This is a genomic window from Telluria sp. B2 (assembly GCF_051789535.1).
Classification (GTDB): domain Bacteria; phylum Pseudomonadota; class Gammaproteobacteria; order Burkholderiales; family Burkholderiaceae_D; genus Telluria.
The window spans coordinates 3550234-3567828 of the sequence record NZ_CP196525.1; the positions used below are offsets into that span (position 1 = coordinate 3550234).

17 protein-coding genes and 1 pseudogene are annotated in these 17595 nt (G+C 66.2%); 8 read left to right on the forward strand and 10 right to left on the reverse strand.

The genetic code is table 11. From position 1 onward, the window contains the following. Nucleotides 1-237 precede the first annotated feature (237 nt). Nucleotides 238-1098, forward strand: a complete 861-nt coding sequence (gene asd, locus ACSUZJ_RS15745; RefSeq protein WP_499409712.1) for an archaetidylserine decarboxylase — start codon at nucleotides 238-240, stop codon at nucleotides 1096-1098. Here the strand turns inward: asd and ACSUZJ_RS15750 are convergent. From ACSUZJ_RS15750 to ACSUZJ_RS15770, 5 genes and pseudogenes are all read right to left on the reverse strand, one after another. Beyond that, entirely contained in the window at nucleotides 1086-3284 is a 2199-nt protein-coding gene (locus ACSUZJ_RS15750; RefSeq protein ID WP_499409714.1) for a putative bifunctional diguanylate cyclase/phosphodiesterase, read from the reverse strand. The genes asd and ACSUZJ_RS15750 overlap by 13 nt on opposite strands. A 186-nt stretch (nucleotides 3285-3470) precedes the next feature. Beyond that, nucleotides 3471-4094, reverse strand: a complete 624-nt coding sequence (locus ACSUZJ_RS15755; RefSeq protein ID WP_499409716.1) for an exopolysaccharide biosynthesis protein — start codon at nucleotides 4092-4094, stop codon at nucleotides 3471-3473. Nucleotides 4095-4272: 178 nt separating this feature from the next. Then, a complete protein-coding gene (locus ACSUZJ_RS15760) occupies nucleotides 4273-4665 on the reverse strand; it encodes a VOC family protein (RefSeq protein WP_499409718.1) in 393 nt (130 codons plus the stop codon). Between the two features lie 80 nt (nucleotides 4666-4745). Continuing rightward, on the reverse strand, nucleotides 4746-5483 hold the full coding sequence (locus ACSUZJ_RS15765) for a YjjG family noncanonical pyrimidine nucleotidase (RefSeq protein WP_499409720.1): 738 nt from the start codon (nucleotides 5481-5483) through the stop codon (nucleotides 4746-4748). A gap of 42 nt (nucleotides 5484-5525) precedes the next feature. Further along, nucleotides 5526-6382: pseudogene (locus ACSUZJ_RS15770) on the reverse strand (LysR substrate-binding domain-containing protein). Nucleotides 6383-6553: 171 nt separating this feature from the next. On the opposite strand from ACSUZJ_RS15770, the gene ACSUZJ_RS15775 reads away from it, so the two are divergent. Then, on the forward strand, nucleotides 6554-7222 hold the full coding sequence (locus tag ACSUZJ_RS15775) for a cupin domain-containing protein (RefSeq protein WP_499409722.1): 669 nt from the start codon (nucleotides 6554-6556) through the stop codon (nucleotides 7220-7222). A gap of 2 nt (nucleotides 7223-7224) precedes the next feature. After that, nucleotides 7225-8391: a flavin monoamine oxidase family protein gene (locus ACSUZJ_RS15780; RefSeq protein ID WP_499409724.1), complete on the forward strand. Its 1167-nt coding sequence runs from the start codon at nucleotides 7225-7227 to the stop codon at nucleotides 8389-8391. On the opposite strand, the gene ACSUZJ_RS15785 is transcribed toward ACSUZJ_RS15780, so the two are convergent. Together ACSUZJ_RS15785 and ACSUZJ_RS15790 are read right to left on the reverse strand one after the other, a co-directional pair. After that, on the reverse strand, nucleotides 8332-8736 hold the full coding sequence (locus tag ACSUZJ_RS15785) for a YybH family protein (protein ID WP_499409726.1): 405 nt from the start codon (nucleotides 8734-8736) through the stop codon (nucleotides 8332-8334). The two genes, ACSUZJ_RS15780 and ACSUZJ_RS15785, sit on opposite strands and share 60 nt — an antisense overlap. A gap of 221 nt (nucleotides 8737-8957) precedes the next feature. Further along, nucleotides 8958-9872 (reverse strand): LysR family transcriptional regulator, encoded by a 915-nt coding sequence (locus ACSUZJ_RS15790; protein ID WP_499409728.1) that lies wholly within the window; start codon nucleotides 9870-9872, stop codon nucleotides 8958-8960. A 116-nt stretch (nucleotides 9873-9988) separates the two neighbouring features. On the opposite strand from ACSUZJ_RS15790, the gene ACSUZJ_RS15795 reads away from it, so the two are divergent. The 3 genes from ACSUZJ_RS15795 to ACSUZJ_RS15805 all read left to right on the forward strand — a co-directional run bounded on the left by ACSUZJ_RS15795 (nucleotide 9989) and on the right by ACSUZJ_RS15805 (nucleotide 12184). Beyond that, nucleotides 9989-10585, forward strand: coding sequence for an FMN-dependent NADH-azoreductase (locus tag ACSUZJ_RS15795; protein ID WP_499409730.1), 597 nt, complete (start codon nucleotides 9989-9991; stop codon nucleotides 10583-10585). Nucleotides 10586-10735: 150 nt separating this feature from the next. Continuing rightward, a complete protein-coding gene (locus ACSUZJ_RS15800; RefSeq protein ID WP_499416572.1) occupies nucleotides 10736-11605 on the forward strand; it encodes a pirin family protein in 870 nt (289 codons plus the stop codon). A 105-nt stretch (nucleotides 11606-11710) separates the two neighbouring features. Then, nucleotides 11711-12184 (forward strand): hypothetical protein, encoded by a 474-nt coding sequence (locus tag ACSUZJ_RS15805; RefSeq protein ID WP_499409732.1) that lies wholly within the window; start codon nucleotides 11711-11713, stop codon nucleotides 12182-12184. 36 nt (nucleotides 12185-12220) lie between these two features. Here ACSUZJ_RS15805 and ACSUZJ_RS15810 read toward each other — a convergent pair whose 3' ends face one another. Both ACSUZJ_RS15810 and ACSUZJ_RS15815 read right to left on the reverse strand, forming a co-directional pair. Beyond that, nucleotides 12221-12745 carry a nuclear transport factor 2 family protein gene (locus tag ACSUZJ_RS15810; protein ID WP_499409734.1) on the reverse strand — a complete coding sequence of 175 codons (525 nt, stop codon included), beginning with the start codon at nucleotides 12743-12745 and terminating at the stop codon, nucleotides 12221-12223. A gap of 83 nt (nucleotides 12746-12828) precedes the next feature. After that, the gene (locus ACSUZJ_RS15815; protein WP_499409736.1) at nucleotides 12829-13998 is read right to left on the reverse strand and encodes an acyltransferase family protein; all 1170 of its coding nucleotides are present in this window, start codon (nucleotides 13996-13998) and stop codon (nucleotides 12829-12831) included. 107 nt (nucleotides 13999-14105) lie between these two features. Here ACSUZJ_RS15815 and ACSUZJ_RS15820 point away from each other — a divergent pair, with 107 nt between their 5' ends. Both ACSUZJ_RS15820 and bla read left to right on the forward strand, forming a co-directional pair. Next, the gene (locus tag ACSUZJ_RS15820) at nucleotides 14106-15080 is read left to right on the forward strand and encodes a succinylglutamate desuccinylase/aspartoacylase family protein (protein ID WP_499409738.1); all 975 of its coding nucleotides are present in this window, start codon (nucleotides 14106-14108) and stop codon (nucleotides 15078-15080) included. Nucleotides 15081-15184: 104 nt separating this feature from the next. Then, nucleotides 15185-16069: a class A beta-lactamase gene (bla, locus tag ACSUZJ_RS15825; RefSeq protein ID WP_499409740.1), complete on the forward strand. Its 885-nt coding sequence runs from the start codon at nucleotides 15185-15187 to the stop codon at nucleotides 16067-16069. A gap of 299 nt (nucleotides 16070-16368) precedes the next feature. Here the strand turns inward: bla and ACSUZJ_RS15830 are convergent, their stop codons facing one another. After that, nucleotides 16369-17571, reverse strand: a complete 1203-nt coding sequence (locus ACSUZJ_RS15830) for an ISL3 family transposase (protein ID WP_499409742.1) — start codon at nucleotides 17569-17571, stop codon at nucleotides 16369-16371. Nucleotides 17572-17595 lie beyond the last annotated feature (24 nt).

Sequence of the window (17595 nt, forward strand, 5' to 3'; positions counted from 1 at the left end):
AATAAACGGAGCGCGTATTGTCGGTCAGTTTTCCCGGCTTGTGTTGCTACAAAGAATATTTTTTTGATATGCATGTGCAGCGCACAATGGACGCCGCGCCGGCCGCCGCAGCGCCGGACGCCATCGGCAGAGGACGATGCGCTACACTGGGCAGGCACGGCCGCTGTGAAAACAACCATATGCACCGGCTCAACCCTTATTTATAATTCGCGATTCTTTCGTTTGGGGCCTTCCACCGTGTCCGACCGCTTTAAAGTACTGCCGCAATATGTCCTGCCCAAGCAGGCGCTGACCTCGTTTGCCGGACGCGTTGCCGGCGCCCGCGGAGGCGCGATGACAACCCGCCTGATCCGCTGGTTCGTGGCCAAGTATGGCGTCAACATGGCCGAGGCGGCCAATCCCGACATCGCCAGCTACGCCAGCTTCAACGAATTCTTCACCCGGCCCCTGCGTGACGGCGTGCGTCCGCTTGCCAATGCCGACTTCGTTTGCCCGGTCGATGGCGCGATCAGCCAGTTCGGCGCGATCGACGACCACCGCATCCTGCAGGCCAAGGGCCACAAGTTCACCACGGCCGAACTGGTCGGCGGCGACGCCGGGCTGGCCTCGCACTTCCAGCACGGCAGCTTCGCCAACCTCTACCTGAGCCCGAAGGACTACCACCGCATCCACATGCCCTGCGACGGCCGCCTGACGCGCATGATCTACGTGCCCGGCGCCCTGTTCTCGGTGAACCCAACCACGGCGCGCGGCGTGCCCGGCCTGTTCGCGCGCAACGAGCGCGTGGTCTGCGTGTTCGAGTCCGGGCAGTTCGGCACCTTCGTGATGGTGCTGGTCGGCGCGACCATCGTCGGCAGCATGGCCACCTCCTGGCACGGCGTGGTCAATCCGCCGCGCATGGCGCGCATCTGCGACTGGACCTACGACAGCCAGCCGGTGGTGCTGAAAAAAGGCGAAGAAATGGGCCGCTTCCTGCTCGGCTCGACGGTCGTGATGCTGTTCAAGGAAAACACCATCAGTTTCAATCCGGAGTGGGCGCCCGAGCGCGCCGTGCGCCTGGGCGAAATGATGGGCAACCGCCCGCTTCAGGGCGCCTGACGGGCGCCCTTTCCGGCCGCTGCCAGGAAGGCATGCAGCTCCGCTGCCGGAAGCGGCCGGCTGAACAGGTAGCCCTGGAACAGGCTGCAGCCGCAGCTGCGCAGCTGCTCGCGCTGCGCGGCCGTCTCCACCCCTTCCGCAACCACGGATAGTCCCATCGCCTGCCCGAGCGCGATGATCGTATTCACGATCGCCAGGTCGCGCGGATCGCTCTGCAGGTTGTGCACGAAGGATTGGTCGATCTTGAGCTGGTCAAGCGGCAGCCGCTTCAGGTAGGTCAGCGAGGAGTAGCCGGTGCCGAAGTCGTCGAGCGAGAAGCGCACGCCGTGCTCCCTGAGCGCCTCGATCTTTTCGATCGCGCCCTCGATATCTTCCACCAGGAGCGACTCGGTCAGCTCGATTTTCAGCCGCTGCGGATCGGCGCCGGCGCTGCGCACCGCCGCCAGCACTTCGGCCACGAAGTCGGGCTGGCGAAACTGCAGGGCGCTGACATTCACCGCCACCCGCAGTCCCCGGCTCGCGGGATGGCTGTCCAGTTCCACCAGCTGGGCGCAGGCCGCTTCGAGCACCCAGCGCCCCAGGGGCAGGATCAGGCCGGTGTCCTCGGCCAGGGGAATGAACTCCGCCGGCGACACCATGCCGCGCTCCGGATGCCGCCAGCGCAGCAGCGCCTCGACGCCGATGACCCGGTCTTCGCTGTCGAGCTGGGGCTGGTAGTGGAGCAGGAACTCTGCTCGCTGCAGGCCCTGGCGCAGGTCCGCGTCGAGTCCGGCGCGCGCCACGGCGGTCGCCTGGATCGCGGGATCGAAGAAGCGCACGGTATTGCGGCCCGCGGCCTTGGCCTGGTACATCGCCAGGTCGGCGCGCTTGAGCAGTTCGGTGATGGTCGGAGCGCTGCAGTCGAAAAAGGCGACGCCCACGCTCGGCGTGATGTGGCGCTCGTAGCCCTCGAGGTTGAAGGAACCGTTGAGAGCCGCCAGGATGCGGCCGGCGACTTCGGCCGCGTAGCGCCCCGCGCTTTCCTCGCAGGCGCCGATGTCTTCCAAAACGACGACGAATTCGTCGCCGCCGAGCCGCGCCACCGTGTGCCGCTCCTCCACGCTGCCAACCAGGCGCCTGGCAACGAGATCGAGCAGGAGGTCGCCGTTGTCGTGGCCGATCGTATCGTTGATGTTCTTGAAGTGGTCCAGGTCGAGCAGGAGTACGGCCCCGAAGCGGCCCAGGCGCGCATGCATGGTGACGGCGTGCGCCAGCCGGTCCATGAGGAGCTGCCGGTTCGGCAGGCCGGTCAGGGTGTCGTAGAAAGCCAGCCTGCCGATCTCCTCGTGGGCCAGCTTCATGTCGTGGATGTCGGTGGTGGTGCCGTACCACTTGGTGATGTTGCCATTGCCGTCGCGCACCGGCAAGCCCTTGGCGATATGCCAGCGGTAGAGCTGGTCGGCGCCGCGGCGCAGGCGGTACTCGACCGAGAAGACCGCACCGGACCGCACCGATTCCGCCCAGGCCGACAGCGTCCTGTCGACGTCGTCCGGGTGCAGCAGGCCCATCCATTGTTCGCCGATACGCGTGCTGTCGCGCAGGCCGGCGTAGTCGACGATCGCCTGGTTGGCGAAATCGATGATGCCGTCGGGCGTGGCCGACCAGACGATGTGGGGCATGGCGTCGGCCAGATGGCGGAAGCGGCCGCGCTGCGGCTCGAGCGCCTCGTGGCCGCGGCGGCGCAGCTCGAGCCGCGCCATGACGGCTCCGGCCAGGGTGCGCAGGCCTTCCAGCTGGGCCGGCGCCGGCGTGCGCGGTTCGCCGTCCATGACCGCCAGCACACCGAGCACGAAGCCGTCCGGCGTCACCAGCGGCATGCCGGCATAGAAGCGCCAGCCTTCGCGCCGCGGCGCCGCCGCATCGGGCGGCAGGGCCTGCAGGTCGGGAACGACCAGCTCCCTGCCGTTGGCGAGGAGCTGGGCGCACAACGAGTCCTGGTGGGCCAGTTCCGCCAGGTCCAGGCCGATCCGCGATTTGCGCCATTCGCGGCTTCCGTCGAGAAAACAGAGCGCCGCCATGGAGGTGCCGAAAAGGGTGGCGGCCAGCCGCACCAGGTCGTCGTAGCAGTCCTCGGCCCCGCTATCGAGAATGTCGTAGGCCTCGAGCGCCTGGCGCCGATTCAGTTCGTTCAGATTTTCAGAAAGCATGGTTGGCCGAAGGAGTTTGCGGTCGCGCCACAACCAACATGATTCTTGTCGGCTGCCGCACGCTCCCATTCTAGCCAAGCTGCTCTGAAATCCCCTAACGATTGCCGTACGCCAACATCAATGTCCTTCAAGCAATGTCGGTAAAAGGCGACGCCGGCCGTCTTCCCCACGCTGCCGGCATGTGCTTCAGCTGCTCAGGCGCCCGACCACCTCGCGCGCCGCCAGCCCGCCTCCGCCGATGAGGACGCTGAAATACACGATGGTGAGCACATTGCTGATGTAGCCCAGCAGCACGCAGACGCCGTCGCGCTGCAACAGGCCGATGGCCAGGAACAGCAGCGCGACGGCCGGGAAGGTATTGCTGAACGGGATCAGGCCGAAGGGCATCATCAGGAGCACGGCGCCCAGGATCAGGGAGGCGTCGTTCATGCGCTGGACGGGGCCGCCGGCCACCAGCCATTCGATCCGGTTCGGGCGGCTGACGCGTTCCAGCTTGTGCAGCAGGGGCAAGGCCTTGCGCAGCACCGGACGCAGCTTCTTGGTGCCGATGGTCTTGTGTTTCAGGCGCGACGGAATCCAGAGTTCGCGCCGGAACAGCCGGCTGATGCCGATCAGGAGGATGGCGGCGCCGAACACGGTGCTCACGCCGGGAATGGAGATGGGGATCAGGAACACCAGGGTGAGCAGCGCGGCCAGGATCAGGAGGCCGTCATTGCCCACGCGATGGATCAGCTCGCTCAACGTGATGCCGGTGGGCGGCAGCGAGCGGACCAGGCTGCGCAGCCTTTGGGAAATCGGTTCAGCGTACATGGGACTCCTTTGCGTCTTGCGTCGTGGTGGCGGGAAACATGAGCCGCCCACGGCCGAGCCAGGCGCTTGCCAGGCTCAGCCGTGGGCTGGAGCGACATTATAATTTTGCTACGACACTCGTTCAAGGAATTCGATTGCGCTCAGGACCGCAGGCCGAACCTTGCCTGCCGCGTCCGGTCTAGCGGGGGCGGTAGACCGCGCACAGCTTGTGGCCGTCCGGGTCGCGCACATAGGCGAGATACATGGCGCCCAGGCTGCCTTCGCGCAGGCCAGGCGGGTCCTCGATGGAAACACCGCCGTGCGCGAGCGCCGTGTCGTGGAACTGCTGCACCTGCTCGGGCGAATCGCACCTGAAGCCGATCGTGCTGCCGTTCGCGACGCAGGCTGCCTCACCATTGATCGGCTCGGTAATGCCCAGGGTGCCGCCGTTGTGCCGGTAGAAGAGCCGGGCGTGGCCGGACGGCGCCGTGTTGGGGATGGGCTCGCCGGCCCCGAGCGTGCCGAGCACGGCGTCATAGAAACGTTTCGAGCGCTCGATGTCGTTCGAACCGATCACGATGTGATTGAACATTGCCTGTCTCCTTCTTGTGTGGTGGTGTCACGGCTGTGGACAGGCAGTATAGATGAACTGACGGGCGGATTGCCGCGCTTTCAGGCCAGCGCCAGCGCTTCCAGCGCCGGAATCACTTCGCGCAGGCTGGCCGCCTCGCAGCTCGGCGTGGCCTGCGAGGTGTTGGCCAGGCCCTCGGGATTGAACCAGCAACTGTCGATGCCGAACAGGTTGGCGCCGAGGATGTCCGCATCGAGCCGGTCGCCGACGATGACCGTGGCCTCCCTGCTGAAACCGCGCGCCATCCGGGCCGCGTAGTCGAAGAAGCGGCTGTCCGGCTTGGCGTGGCCGCAGGCTTCGGACGTGGCAACAAACGAGATATATTCGCCCAGTCCGGAACTGGCGATGCGCCGCTGCTGGATGTGGTCGACACCGTTGGTGATGATGCCGAGTTCCCCGATGCCGGCCAGGGCCTCGCACAGCTGGCGCGCGCCGTCGACCAGGACCACGGTTTGCGGCAAGGCCTCGAGGTAGAGGCGGCTGGCGGCTTCGGGGTCGAGGTCCAGGCCGGCCGCCTGGAAGGTCTGGCGGAAGCGCTCCACCTTCAGGAAGTCCTTGGTGACCGTGCCGGCCTCGAAGCTGCGCCACAGGGCCAGGTTGAACGCCTGGTAGTGCTGGAACAGGCTATCGGTGCTGCCCTGCAGGCCGAGGGCGCGCAGCGTGCGTTCGAAGGAGAGGAGTTCGGACGCGCGAAAGTCGAGCAGCGTGTCGTCCAGGTCGAAGAGGAAGAGCGTGTGTTTCAATGCGTCGAAAGGATAGGGCTGGGAGGCTTGCATCATAGCATGCTGACCGGCCGCTCCCGGCGGCCCCTGATGCGCTGCTCAGGCCGCCCGCTCGTTCCTTGCGGCCTCGGCAAGGAGCCAGTCGCGGAAGGCCGCCAGCTTGGTCAGCCCCGCGCATTCCGGCCGATACACGACGTAGTAGGCCAGCGGCGACTGGCAGCGCACCTGCGGGAACAAGGGCAGCAGGCGCCCTGCCCGCACGTCGTCGTGCGCCATCGCACCGCGCGCCAGGGCCACGCCATGGCCATCGATGGCCGCCTGCAGCACCGCCGCCGAGTTGTTGATCCGCAGGCCGCGCGCCGCGCCGGGGTCGCCAACGCCGGCCAGCGCGAACCACTGCGCCCATGAGGGAAAACCGCTGTGCCCCTCCATCGACAGGTCGTGGATCAGAGTTTCTCCAGTCAGGTCCGAGGGCTTGCCCAGCCGGCCCGGCGTGCGCAGCAGCGCAGGCGAGCAGACCGGATAGATCTCTTCTTCCATCAGCTTGTCCGCGGCCAGTCCCGGCCAGGCGCCGGCGCCGTAGCGCACGCCGATGTCGACGCCTTGCGCAACGAAGTCCACCGGCTTGTGGTTCGTGTCCAGGCGCACGTCGGTATCGGGCCAGGCGGCCTGGAACCTGTCGATGCGCGGCAGCAGCCACTTGGCGGCGAATGCGGGGCTGACGGTGACAGTCAGCACACCTCCCGCAACGCCCTCCTTCAGGCGTTCCACCCCCAGGGCGAGACGGTCGAACCCCGCGCGGATATCGGGCAGCGCCTTCTGGGCCGCCTCGGTCGGAACCAGTCGGACGCGGCCGCCGGCGTCACGTTCAGTTCGGCCGCCGCTGCGGAGAAGCTCTTGTGGCGGGCGCTGGCCTCGAAGGCGCGCAGTGCGTTCAGGTGGACGAGCGAGGCCATGACGATAAAGATTTTCTTTCAATGAGAGACAGATTATCTCATTTGCCGGCGTGCGCGCGTTGGTCGACAATCCTGTACATCTCAACGAGCAAGGATGCAATCAACATGAGCAATCAATTCGAAGGCAAGAAACTGCCGGTCGCCTGCGCCGGCCACAGCTGAGGAACGATCATGCTCATCCATGCCGACTTCTCGCGCCGCGCCGTCGTCGCCCCCGACCAGTACGCCTGGACAGCCTCGCCGCAGGGCGGTGTCGAGCGCGTCATGCTGGACCGGATCGGCGCCGAAAAAGCGCGCGCCACCAGCATCGTGCGCTACGCGCCCGGTTCGCGCTTCCCTGCCCACACCCATCCGGGCGGCGAGGAAATCCTGGTCCTGTCCGGCGTCTTTTCCGACGAGCACGGGGACTATCCGGAGGGCTGGTACCTGCGCAATCCGCCGGGTTCGGCCCATACGCCTTCCAGCCGCGAGGGCGCCACGATCTTCGTCAAGCTGCGCCAGATGACGGCAACCGAAACCGCCGGCGTGCGCATCGACACCCGTGCGCCCTCGTCCTGGCGGCAGCAGGGCGCGCGCGCGGTCTGTCCGCTCTTTGCCGCCGAGGGGCAGGAAGTGTCGCTGCAGCGCGTGGAAGCGAACGGCATGGTCCTGGCCGAGCCGGTGGCCGGCGCCGAGATGCTCGTGTTGGCCGGCGAGCTCGTCGAGGACGATGCACGCCACGCCTGCGGAACCTGGATGCGCCTGCCTGCCGGCGCCTATCCCGCGCTGCGCGCCGGCCCGCAGGGCGCAACCCTCTACCTGCGCACCGGAGCCCCGGCCGCGGTGCCGGCGCAGGAGTGAGCATGCGCAGCGCACGGATCGCGATCGTCGGTGGCGGCCTGGGCGGCCTGTTCGCCGCGTATTGCCTCGAGCAGGAAGGAATACACGACTACGTCCTGCTGGAAGCGCGCGACGGCATTGGCGGACGGATCGCGTCGCACGGGGCGGCTGGCGCCGACCCGCGCGAGCGCTTCGATCTCGGGCCGACCTGGTTCTGGCCCGGCATCCAGCCGCGGCTGGACCGTCTGATCCGCGGCCTGGGCCTGGAGCGCTTTGCCCAGCACGAGGAGGGCGAGATGCTGGTCGAGCGTGCCGGCAGCGAGCCGCCGTTCCGGGTGCCTGGCTACGTGAACGCACCGCCGTCGATGCGCCTCGCCGGAGGCATGGCGGCGTTGACCGATGCCTTGCGGGTTCGCCTGCCCGACGCGCGGGTCGTCACCGGCCAGGCCGTGCGCCGGCTGCGCCAGGCCGGCGGCCAAGTGGAACTGGACTGCGAAGACCTCGCCGGCCAGGCGCACACCTGGCGCGCCGCGCACGTGCTGCTGGCCGTGCCGCCGCGCCTGGCCGAGAGCAGCATCGCATTCACGCCCGCACTGCCGCAGGCCCTGGGCCGGGCGTGGCGCGCGACGCCGACCTGGATGGCGCCGCATGCCAAGTATGCCGCCGTGTATGCGGCGCCCTTCTGGCGCCGGTTGGGCCTGTCCGGCGAAGCGCGCAGCAGCCGCGGGCCGATGGGCGAGATCCACGACGCTTCCGTGCCCGGCGCCGGCGCCGCGCTGTTCGGCTTCCTCGGGATTCCGGCGCAGCTTCGCCAGGGCCTGGATGAGGCGACGATGCGCGCGCATTGCCGCGCGCAGCTGGTGCGCCTGTTCGGCCCGCAGGCGGCAGCGCCGCAGGCCGAATTCTTCAGGGACTGGGCCTTCGAGCGCTACACGGCCGCGCCGGCCGACCTGGCCGAACTGGCCGGCGGCCAGGAGCACGCCGCCGCGCCCGCCTCCACGGCCGATTCCGGGCCATGGGCGGGGCGGCTGACCGGCATCGCCAGCGAATGGTCGCGCCAGTTCCCCGGCTACCTCGCCGGCGCCATCGGCCGAGAGCGGCGTACATGCCATGCTGGAGGCGCTCCTGCGTCAGGACACGCCCGCCGCGTCCAGCAGCGCGGTGCCATAGGAATTATCGATCAGGCATAGCCATGTGCCGTCCGCCTCCCGCCGGAACACATAGGTGGCGCGCCGCGTCACCGAGACCGGCCTGCCCTCTTCCACATAGTCGAGCAGGGACTCCATGATCACGAGGGCGGTGCCGCCGCCCTCGACGACTTCGAACAGGCCCTGGCTGACGACGAGGCTGTGCCGGACGTACTCGGCGATCTTCACGAAGGCCGCCCGGATGTTGGCCTTGCCGCTGACGTTCAGGCCCGGCTTCACGACGAGGGTGGCGTCGGGCGCGTAGAAATCCATCAGGGCGTCGAAGTCGCCTGCCGTGATGGCCCTGTCTGTCGCCTGGATGACCTGTTCGAGTGGATGCGATGCCATGGTAAGTCTCCTTGAGTTGGCCGAAGAGACGGGCATCGATGCACACCCGCCGCTCGGCGGGTTGCAACGAAAAAGCGCTAACCCACCATTGGAAGAATGGTGGTGATAATCGCCAGGGAGGTGGTGCGTACGCAGTTCATTGCCAAATGCTAACACAGCCAGGGACGGTGGCAAGCGCCGTCCCTGGCTTTTTTGTCATGGCAGACCGGGCAGACCGCCAGCTAGCGCCCTTCGCCGCCCGCCTCGCTGCAGAACATCTCTTCCATCATGTCGAGGAAGGCCCGGGTCTTGGCCGGCATCAGGCGCCGCCCCGGGAACACGGCCCAGCCGGTGGCGGTCGGCATTTCCCACTCCGGCAGCACGCGCACCAGTTCGCCACGGCGCACGAGCGGCGCCGCAAACAGTTCGGAGCTGGCCGCGATGCCCGCGCCGCTGCAGGCGATGCGCGCCAGCAGGTCGGGCGAGTTGGCGGTCAGGCGCGCCGGCAGCTCGCGTTCCCAGCGCACCTTGCCGCGCGTGAGCACCCAGGGCACGGCCCCGCCGCTGCGGCTGAGCAGGCACAGCAGGTCGTGGCCCAGCAGGTCGTCCGGGTGCTCGGGCAGGCCGCGCACGGCCGTGTAGCAGGGCGAGGCATACAGGCCGAAGCGCTGCAGCGTCACCCGGCGCGCGTTGAGGGAGGCGTCGTCCGGCAGGTCGCCCATGCGGATCGCGATATCGAAGTTCTCTGCCACCAGGTCGACCCGGCGCGGCGACAAATCCAGTTCCACGCTCACGGCCGGATAGCGCTCCAGGAAGCGCCCGATCATCGCGCTCATGCCGAGGTTGGCGAAGTCCGCCGGCAGCGAGATGCGCAGGCGGCCGCTGGGCGCGGCCTGGCGGTGCTGGGCCAGGGCGCCGGCCGCTTCGCTTTCCTCCGCCACCTTGCGCGCGTGCTCGAGCAGGCTGGCGCCGAACTCGGTCAGCACCAGCTTGCGGGTCGTGCGCTGCAGCAGCCGCTCACCCAGGCGCGCTTCGAGCAGCGAGATGCGGCGCGAGACGGTCGACTTGGGCAGGTTCACGCGCGCGGCGGCCTGGCTGAAGCTGCCCGCGTCCACGATCCGCGCGAACAGCAGCAGGTCGTTCGGTTCGACTTCCATGACATTGTTCCACTGGCTGAATAATGTTATCCATTCTAGCGGCTTCTGGTTCGATTTTGGAACTGCTAAAGTAGCTTCCATCGATACACAACCCATACACAACAAAGGAAGCCTCCATGAACATTCTGCAGATCACCTCCAGCCTGCGCGGCGCCCAGTCGGAATCGACCCGCGTTGCCAACAGCATCGTCGCCAAGCTGGTCGCGGCCAATCCGAACGCGCTAGTTGTCACCCGCGACCTGGCGCGCGATCCGCACCCGACCCTGGACGAGGCCGCCCTGGGCGCCTTGTTTACCCCGGTCGAGCAGCGCACTGCCGAGCAGGCCGCCCGCGTGGCCCTGGATGACGCCCTGATCGCCCAGGTGCAGGCTGCGGACGTGGTCGTGATCGGCGCGCCGATGTACAACTTCGGCATCCCGGTGCAACTGAAGAGCTGGTTCGACGCCATCGCCCGTGCCGGCGTGACCTTCCGCTATACCGAGAACGGTCCGGAAGGCCTGCTGAAGAACAAGAAGGTGTTCGTGACCACCTCGCGCGGCGGCATCTACCCGGTCGAGGCCGACCCGCAAGTGCCCTTCGTGCGCATGCTGCTGAACTTCCTGGGCATGACCGACCACACCTTCGTGTACTCGGCCGGCCAGGCGATGGGTCCGGAAGCCGCAGCGAAAGGCCAGGCCGAAGCCGACGCGACGGTTGCCGCCGCACTGGCGTAAGGCAAACAACTAAGAGCGCCTAACAAAAGCTTCAGGGCAAGGCGCATTGTCGAAGACAGTACGAGCGTACGGCGAGACGATGCAACGCCGCCATGGAGGCTTTGTTAGGCGCTCTAAAGCCGCTCCGGCGGCGCAGACAAGGAGAAGATGATGACCCAGGTAGTGAACACCCAATCCGTGACGAAGGCGCGCGCAATCGAGCGCGTCATCGCAGGCCAGTACGTGATGGACGGCGCCGGCGTGAAGATCAACCGCGTCCTCACCAACACCCTGCAGCGCCGCCTCGATCCCTTCCTGATGCTCGATGCCTTCGGGAGCGACAAGGCCGGCGACTACATCGCCGGCTTCCCGGAGCACCCGCACCGCGGCTTCGAGACCGTCACCTACATGCTGACCGGCCGCATGCGCCACCGCGACAGCGCCGGCAACGAAGGCCTGGTGACCGACGGCGGCGTGCAGTGGATGACGGCCGGGCGCGGCGTGATCCACTCCGAGATGCCCGAGCAGAACGAGGGCCTGATGGAAGGCTTCCAGCTCTGGCTCAACCTGCCCGCGAAGGACAAGATGAGCGCGCCCTGGTACCGCGACATCCCGAACGAGGAAGTGCCGCGCTTCACGCTGGATTCCGGCGCGACCGTGCAGGTAATCGCAGGGACCAGCCACGGCGTGGCCGGCGCGGTGCAGCGCGAAGGCACCGAGCCGCTCTACCTCGACGTCGAGCTGCCGGAAGGCGCGACCTTCGAGCAGGCGCTGCCGGCCGGGCACAATGCCTTCATCTACGTATTCCGCGGCGAGGCGGTGGTGGCCGGCAAGGGCGTGCCGCAGACGCGCATGGCGATCCTCGACAATGCGGAAGGCGCCGACGGCGTGGTGATCAAGGCGGCGAAACCGACCCGCCTGCTGCTGATCGCGGGCCGTCCGCTGAAGGAGCCGATCGCGCAGTATGGCCCGTTCGTGATGAACACCCAGGCCGAGCTGCAGCAGGCCGTCGAGGACTTCCGCGCAGGCCGCTTCGCTTAGCGCGCAAGCAGCACGTTGACTGACAACGCGGCCGGGCGATCCATGCATCGCCCGGCCGCGCTTGCGTTACACTTCCGGCATGTTCATCGTCCGTCCTTCCCCGCCATGCCCCTGATGCCCATCGTGCTCGACCTGCTCTCGAAAGCGAGCCACGCGCTGGGCTTCGAGACCATCGACCGTTTCCCCGCCGGCCACGCCTATGCGCGTACGCGCTGGGACCGGGCATACTTCGACATCGCCTCCGACCTCAAGCCCGAGGCCATCGAGCGTTCGTTGTGCGAGTCGATCGCCAACACGCCTTCGGTATTCGCCCACATCGTCAATCCGACGCCGGCCATGCAGCGCACCCTGCTCGGCGTGATCGACACCCGCCTGCGCCGCTCCTGCGGCGCGCCGACCGACCTGGTGATGCTATTGATCGAGGCCTACCGCAGCCCGCACACGATCGAAGCGCGCCCCGGCCTGCGCGCGGCCATCGAGGCGACCCAGGGCCAGGACATGCGCGAGCGCGTGCACGCAACCCTGGCCTTCCTGGGCGCGATGCCGGCGGCCTTCGACGTGATCGAAGCGCGCGACTGAGAAACCGGACACGCGTCTTCGAACCGGAGTCCGGCATCAGCGTGGGATGGGGTTTTCTTCCGCCGACCAGGTGACTGCGACGATCTTCCAGCCCGCGTCGGTCCTGACAAGTTGCCAGCCTTCCTTGCCCCAGGCGTTCTTGTAGTCGCCGCTCATGAAGGTGTAATCGAACCAGACCTGGGCGACCTCGCCGTCGGTGTCGATGCGCACGTTGGAGAAGGTTTCGGATTTCACTTCCCTGGACCTCGCAATGCTTTCGATGAACTTGCGGGGACTGCCTCCCTGGACCTTGGTGGCCAGGGGCGTTCCCGTGCCCTTGAGAGCTGCGTTATACCTGCTGACACTGTCATCCGTATAGACGACATTCCATGCGATGTCTTCCCGCAGGAAAAGCTTCATGAAGCCGGCGACGTCCTTGTCGACGATCGCTTTTCCGAAACTTGCGATCACGTCTTCGATCTGCTCCCTGCTCGATGCCATGCTCTGCGCGAAAGCCGACTGCGGCGCCGAAACAAGGAGACTGGCGGCGAGTATGGCGGCGGAAAGTACAATTCTCATCATTTCTCCCTAGGCGAAGTTGAGGTAGCTTTTCTTGCCACATCCTAGCACTGAAGAGTTCCAGTTCGAAGAAATATTATTGAACACTAGACATCGGAGGATGGCAGCCGATTCACGTGGTACACCGGCCGCGCCAGGTTGCTCGGCACATAGCGCTCGCGCAGGCGCATGAAGGGCGTTTCGACCAGCCGGTACAGGAGCCAGCCCGACAGGACCGACAGCGCCAGCAGCACGACAATCGCCACTGTCGTCTGCGGCCCGAATCCGAGCCCGCTCAGGACCTGGGCCCCGAGCGCGCTCGCGCCGCGGTGGGTCAGGTAGATCGCATAGGACCACAAGGCCAGGCTGGCGGCGCCGGGAATGCGCAGTTCGCGCAGCAGCGAACGCTCGGACAGCGCAGCCAGGATCAGCAGGCCGAAGCCCAGGCCCAGCAGCGGATAGCCGAACACCGTCGCCGCGAAACCGTAGTGGTTATCGAGGAAGAGCCAGAATGTCAGGCCGGTCACCACTACGCCGGCGGACAACCAGAACCGGCCCTGGTGCGTGAGCGCGGCCCAAGCCTGCGGGTGGCGGTTCTTCAGCAGCGCAAGCGCGACGCCGGCCACCAGTTCGTCGAGGCGGCATAAGCTCGAGTAATAAATGAGCTTGTAATAGAAGTAAATCCCATACTTGTGGGCGTCGACGTGGGCGCTCCAGAGCCAGGCGCGCAGCAGCATGCCGCCGATCACGACCAGCCCGATGACGACCCAGGCAAAGGAAATGCGCAGGCGCAACGCCGCGCCCAGCATGGCCAGCGCCGGCAGCAACAGATAAAACTGCTCCTCGATCGCCAGCGACCAGCTGTGCGAGAACGCAGTGCCCGGCGCCAGGCCCAGGTTCTGGGTAAAGCTCAGGTAGCGCCACAGGGGCAGGAGCGGCGCGTCCTCGCGGAAGGCCGGCCACAGGAAGTAGATCGCCAGCACCACCCAGAAATTCGGCAGGGTGCGCAGCAGGCGCCGCGCATAGAAGGACTTCAGCGACAACCCCTCTTTCGTGCCGAGCGCGGCGCAGATCTGGTTGCCGATCAGGTAGCCGGAGAGCGCGAAGAACAGGTCCACGCCCACCCAGCCTATCCGCCCGACCCAGCCGAAGGTACCGTCGTCGTTGGAAACGAAGAGCGTGTAGTGGTGCAGCACCACCAGGGTCACGGCAAGGGCGCGGAGGGTGTCGAGCCCGTGGATACGTGCACTGGGGCGCGCACTGCTGAAAGAGGTCATCGGTCGGGTTGGCTTGCCAGGGTTGCGAATGATGCCATGCTGCACGCACGCGGGCCAGGGTTTCCCGATAAAATGACGCCACCGATATTTCCTTGGATCACCATCGCATGAGCTCCGCCCGCAATTTCCAGTTCAAATCCGTCAACTATACCGGCCTGGGCCAAGGTCCGCGCGTCATCATCATGGGGGCGACGCACGGCAACGAAATCTGCGGCACCGAGGCGATCAAGCGGGTGATGGCCGAAATCGACAGCGGGGAACTCCGGATCGTGGCGGGCAGCGTCACCTTCGTCCCCATCGTCAATCCCCTCGCCTACGCCAAGAACGAGCGCAACGGCGACCGCAACCTGAACCGCAACCTGTTCCCGAAAGACGACCCGCAGGACTTCGAGGACCAGGTCGCCAACTGGCTGTGCCCGCTGCTGGCCCAACACGATGTGCTGCTCGACCTGCACTCCTTCAACGCCGCCCATGGCGAGCCCTTCGTGATGGTGGGCCCGGTCAACAACGACGGCGAGCTGGAGCCCTTCCAGCATGCCGAAAAAGAACGCGCGCTGGCGCGCCGCCTGGGCGTGCGCCGCTTCGTGACCGGCTGGATGGCGGCCTATGGCGGCGGCGTCAAGCGCCGCACGCGCGGGAATGCAGCCGAGCTCGAGACCGTGCTGCGCTACGGCGTCGGCACCACCGAATACATGCGCACGACTGGCGGCTACGCGCTGACCCTCGAATGCGGCCAGCACGTCGACCCGCGCGCCCCGGAAGTGGCCTACCGCGCCATCATCAATACCCTGGCCCACCTGAAGCTGATCGACGCGCCGGACCCGGAACCGGTGCCCTTCGACGAAATGGAAGCCCTGCAGATGGTCGTGGTGCACGACAAGACCGATGCCGCCGACCAGTTCAGCCGCGCCTGGGCCAGCTTCGACCCGGTGATCGAGGGCGAACAGATCGGGGTACGCGCCGACGGCACGCCGGTACTGGCCGAGTTCAGCGGCCGCATCCTGTTCCCGGACGCGAAAGCCGGCGCCAACTCGGAGTGGTACTACATGACCCGTCCGAATCCGGAGTTCGGCAGGAGCTGAGCGTCCTTCCCTTCCGCTTGAAGGCGGCGCCAGCCCGCGCCTTCGAGCGCCAGGCAAGCGCTTCGAAGTCCAACGATAGCTGCTGCGCTACACAAATGAGACCAATGAGCCCACCTCGACGCTTCTCGCCTTCGATGAGCCGCCGCCATCTCGTGCTGGCGCTTGCCTCCTTGCCTTTTCCCGCAGCCGCCGCGCCGACGGCGGGCAAGGCCGGTTTCGCCGCTGTCGAAGGCGAGTTGAACGGCGAGCTCGGCGTGGCCGCGATCGACACTGCCACCGGACGGACGATCGGCTATCGCCAGGACCAGCGCTTCCCGATGTGCAGTACGTTCAAGGCAGTGCTGGCGGCGGCCGTGCTGGCGCGCGAAGCCATGGAGCCCGGTTTGCTCGACAGGCGCCTGCCCTTGCCAGAGTCCGTCTTTGTCGACTGGTCACCAATTACCGGCAAGCACGTCGACGGCGAACTGAGCGTGGCGCAGTTGTGCGCCGCGGCCCTGCAATACAGCGACAACACCGCCGGCAACATGCTGCTGCGTGAAGTGGGCGGTCCGGCCGGGTTGACGCGCTATGCACGCGCGCTCGGAGACGAATATTTTCGGCTGGACCGCTGGGAAACCGAGCTGAACACCGCAACGCCTGGCGATGAACGCGATACGACGACTCCGCTGGCGATGGCACGCACGTTGCAGAAGCTGTTGTTGCTGGACGGCTTGCCACCGCCGGGGCGCCGCCGCTTGCGTGACTGGATGCTGGGGAACACGACGGGCGCTGCACGCATCCATGCCGGCGTGCCGGCCGGCTGGCAGGTGGCCGACAAGACAGGCACCGGCAGCTACGGCAGCGCCAGTGATATCGCTGTGATCTACCCACCGGACAAGGCACCGATCGTGCTGGCTGTTTACACCCGACAGTCGGTAAAAAACGCCAGCGCGCGCAGTGATATTATTGCCCAAGCTGCAAAAATCGCGATCAGCGCCTGCCGATCATAAGCCCCTCGAAATCCGGACAATGCGCGCGGACGCAGGGCAGGTCATTGCTCCGTTGCGCCACATTTGCGGCGTTCATTACAGCGAATCTGAAAGCGGGGGAAAATGGAACGCTCGTCAGCCGGATGGGGCAGCGGCCTGATCGGGGTCATCATATTCAGCGGTTCATTACCGGCGACCCGGATTGCCGTCGTCGATTTTTCCCCGATGTTCCTTACCTCGGCACGCGCCGTGATTGCCGGTTTGCTCGGGGCGTTTTTCTTGTTCACACTTCGGCAGACGCTGCCATTAAAAAAGGTTCATCACGGATTTCCGGGAAATGCGGCTTTGATCTTCAGGAAGAAGAAGTCGCTATCGCGGTAGCCGTAGGCCATCCGCTTCATGACCTTGATGCGGTTATTGATGCCTTCGAGCTGGCCGGTATGCATCGGCCAGCGCAGCCGTGCTGCAATGCCCCGCCAGTAAGGCTTGAGCTTGGCAGCGAATCTCCTGAGCGGCTCGATTCCGCTGTCGCGCGCCATCCTGAGCCAGTTCCGCCAGGCGAGAAGCCATTGCCATCCGCCTGATGTCTGCCAGAGTTCCTTAAGTGTCGTCTTCATCACGTACACCGTCATCAAAGCCTGGTTGGCGGCTAGCAGCTCATCCAGATTCGCCTGCTGCGTCGGCGGGACGTTTTCCCGGTTGCGCAGCAACAGCCAGCGGGAGCGCTTGACGACTTTACGCTGTGGACGATCGTCTCGCAGACGATTGGCCTCGTCGACGCGTACCCGGTCGATGACTTCACGGCCATACTTGGCGATGACGTGAAACAGGTCGTAGACCACGCGCGCTTTCGGACATTGCCGCCGCACTTCCAGGTCGAACGCGGTATTCATGTCCATCGCTACGGCTTCGATCCTGGCGCAGCGTTCAGGGCCGAGCCATTCGAAGAACGGCCGGATGGCCTCGCGGCTGCGGCCTTCGCCGACCCAGAGCACCTGCCGGCTGTCGGCATCGAGCACGACCGTGGCATAGCGATGGCCTTTGAACAGCGCAAACTCGTCCATGACAAGCCGGGTTGGCTGTGCTGCAGGCAAGGTAGCCAATTCACGTTCCAGCTTGGCACGCTCGATATTGCGCACCGTCTCCCAGTGCAGCTGCGCCAGCTTGCACACATGGGCTACCGGCAGCTTCTCGCACCACAAGCCTACAAATTCAGCCAAGGCGCGGGTCACTCGGGCGTGCCGGTCGAGCCAGCTCACGCGCTCAGTACGGGTGCCGCATTGACCACACCGAAGCCGTCTGAGAGGCACACGCAGCCACACCGGCAAACCGAACATGGGCAGCTCGCGGATAGTGCGTAGGCCTGTTTCGTGTATCTGATGACAGTGATGGCCGCAGCCGCCGCATACCATCGGCGCCCCAGGATCGCGTCGCAGGTTGATCCACACTGCGTCAGGTCCGCGTTCCAATTTAGATGCAATGAACCCTTCCCAGAACGGGAGGTCAAGATTATGATTCGTCATGAAAGCGGTGAGTTGAGTCAGCTT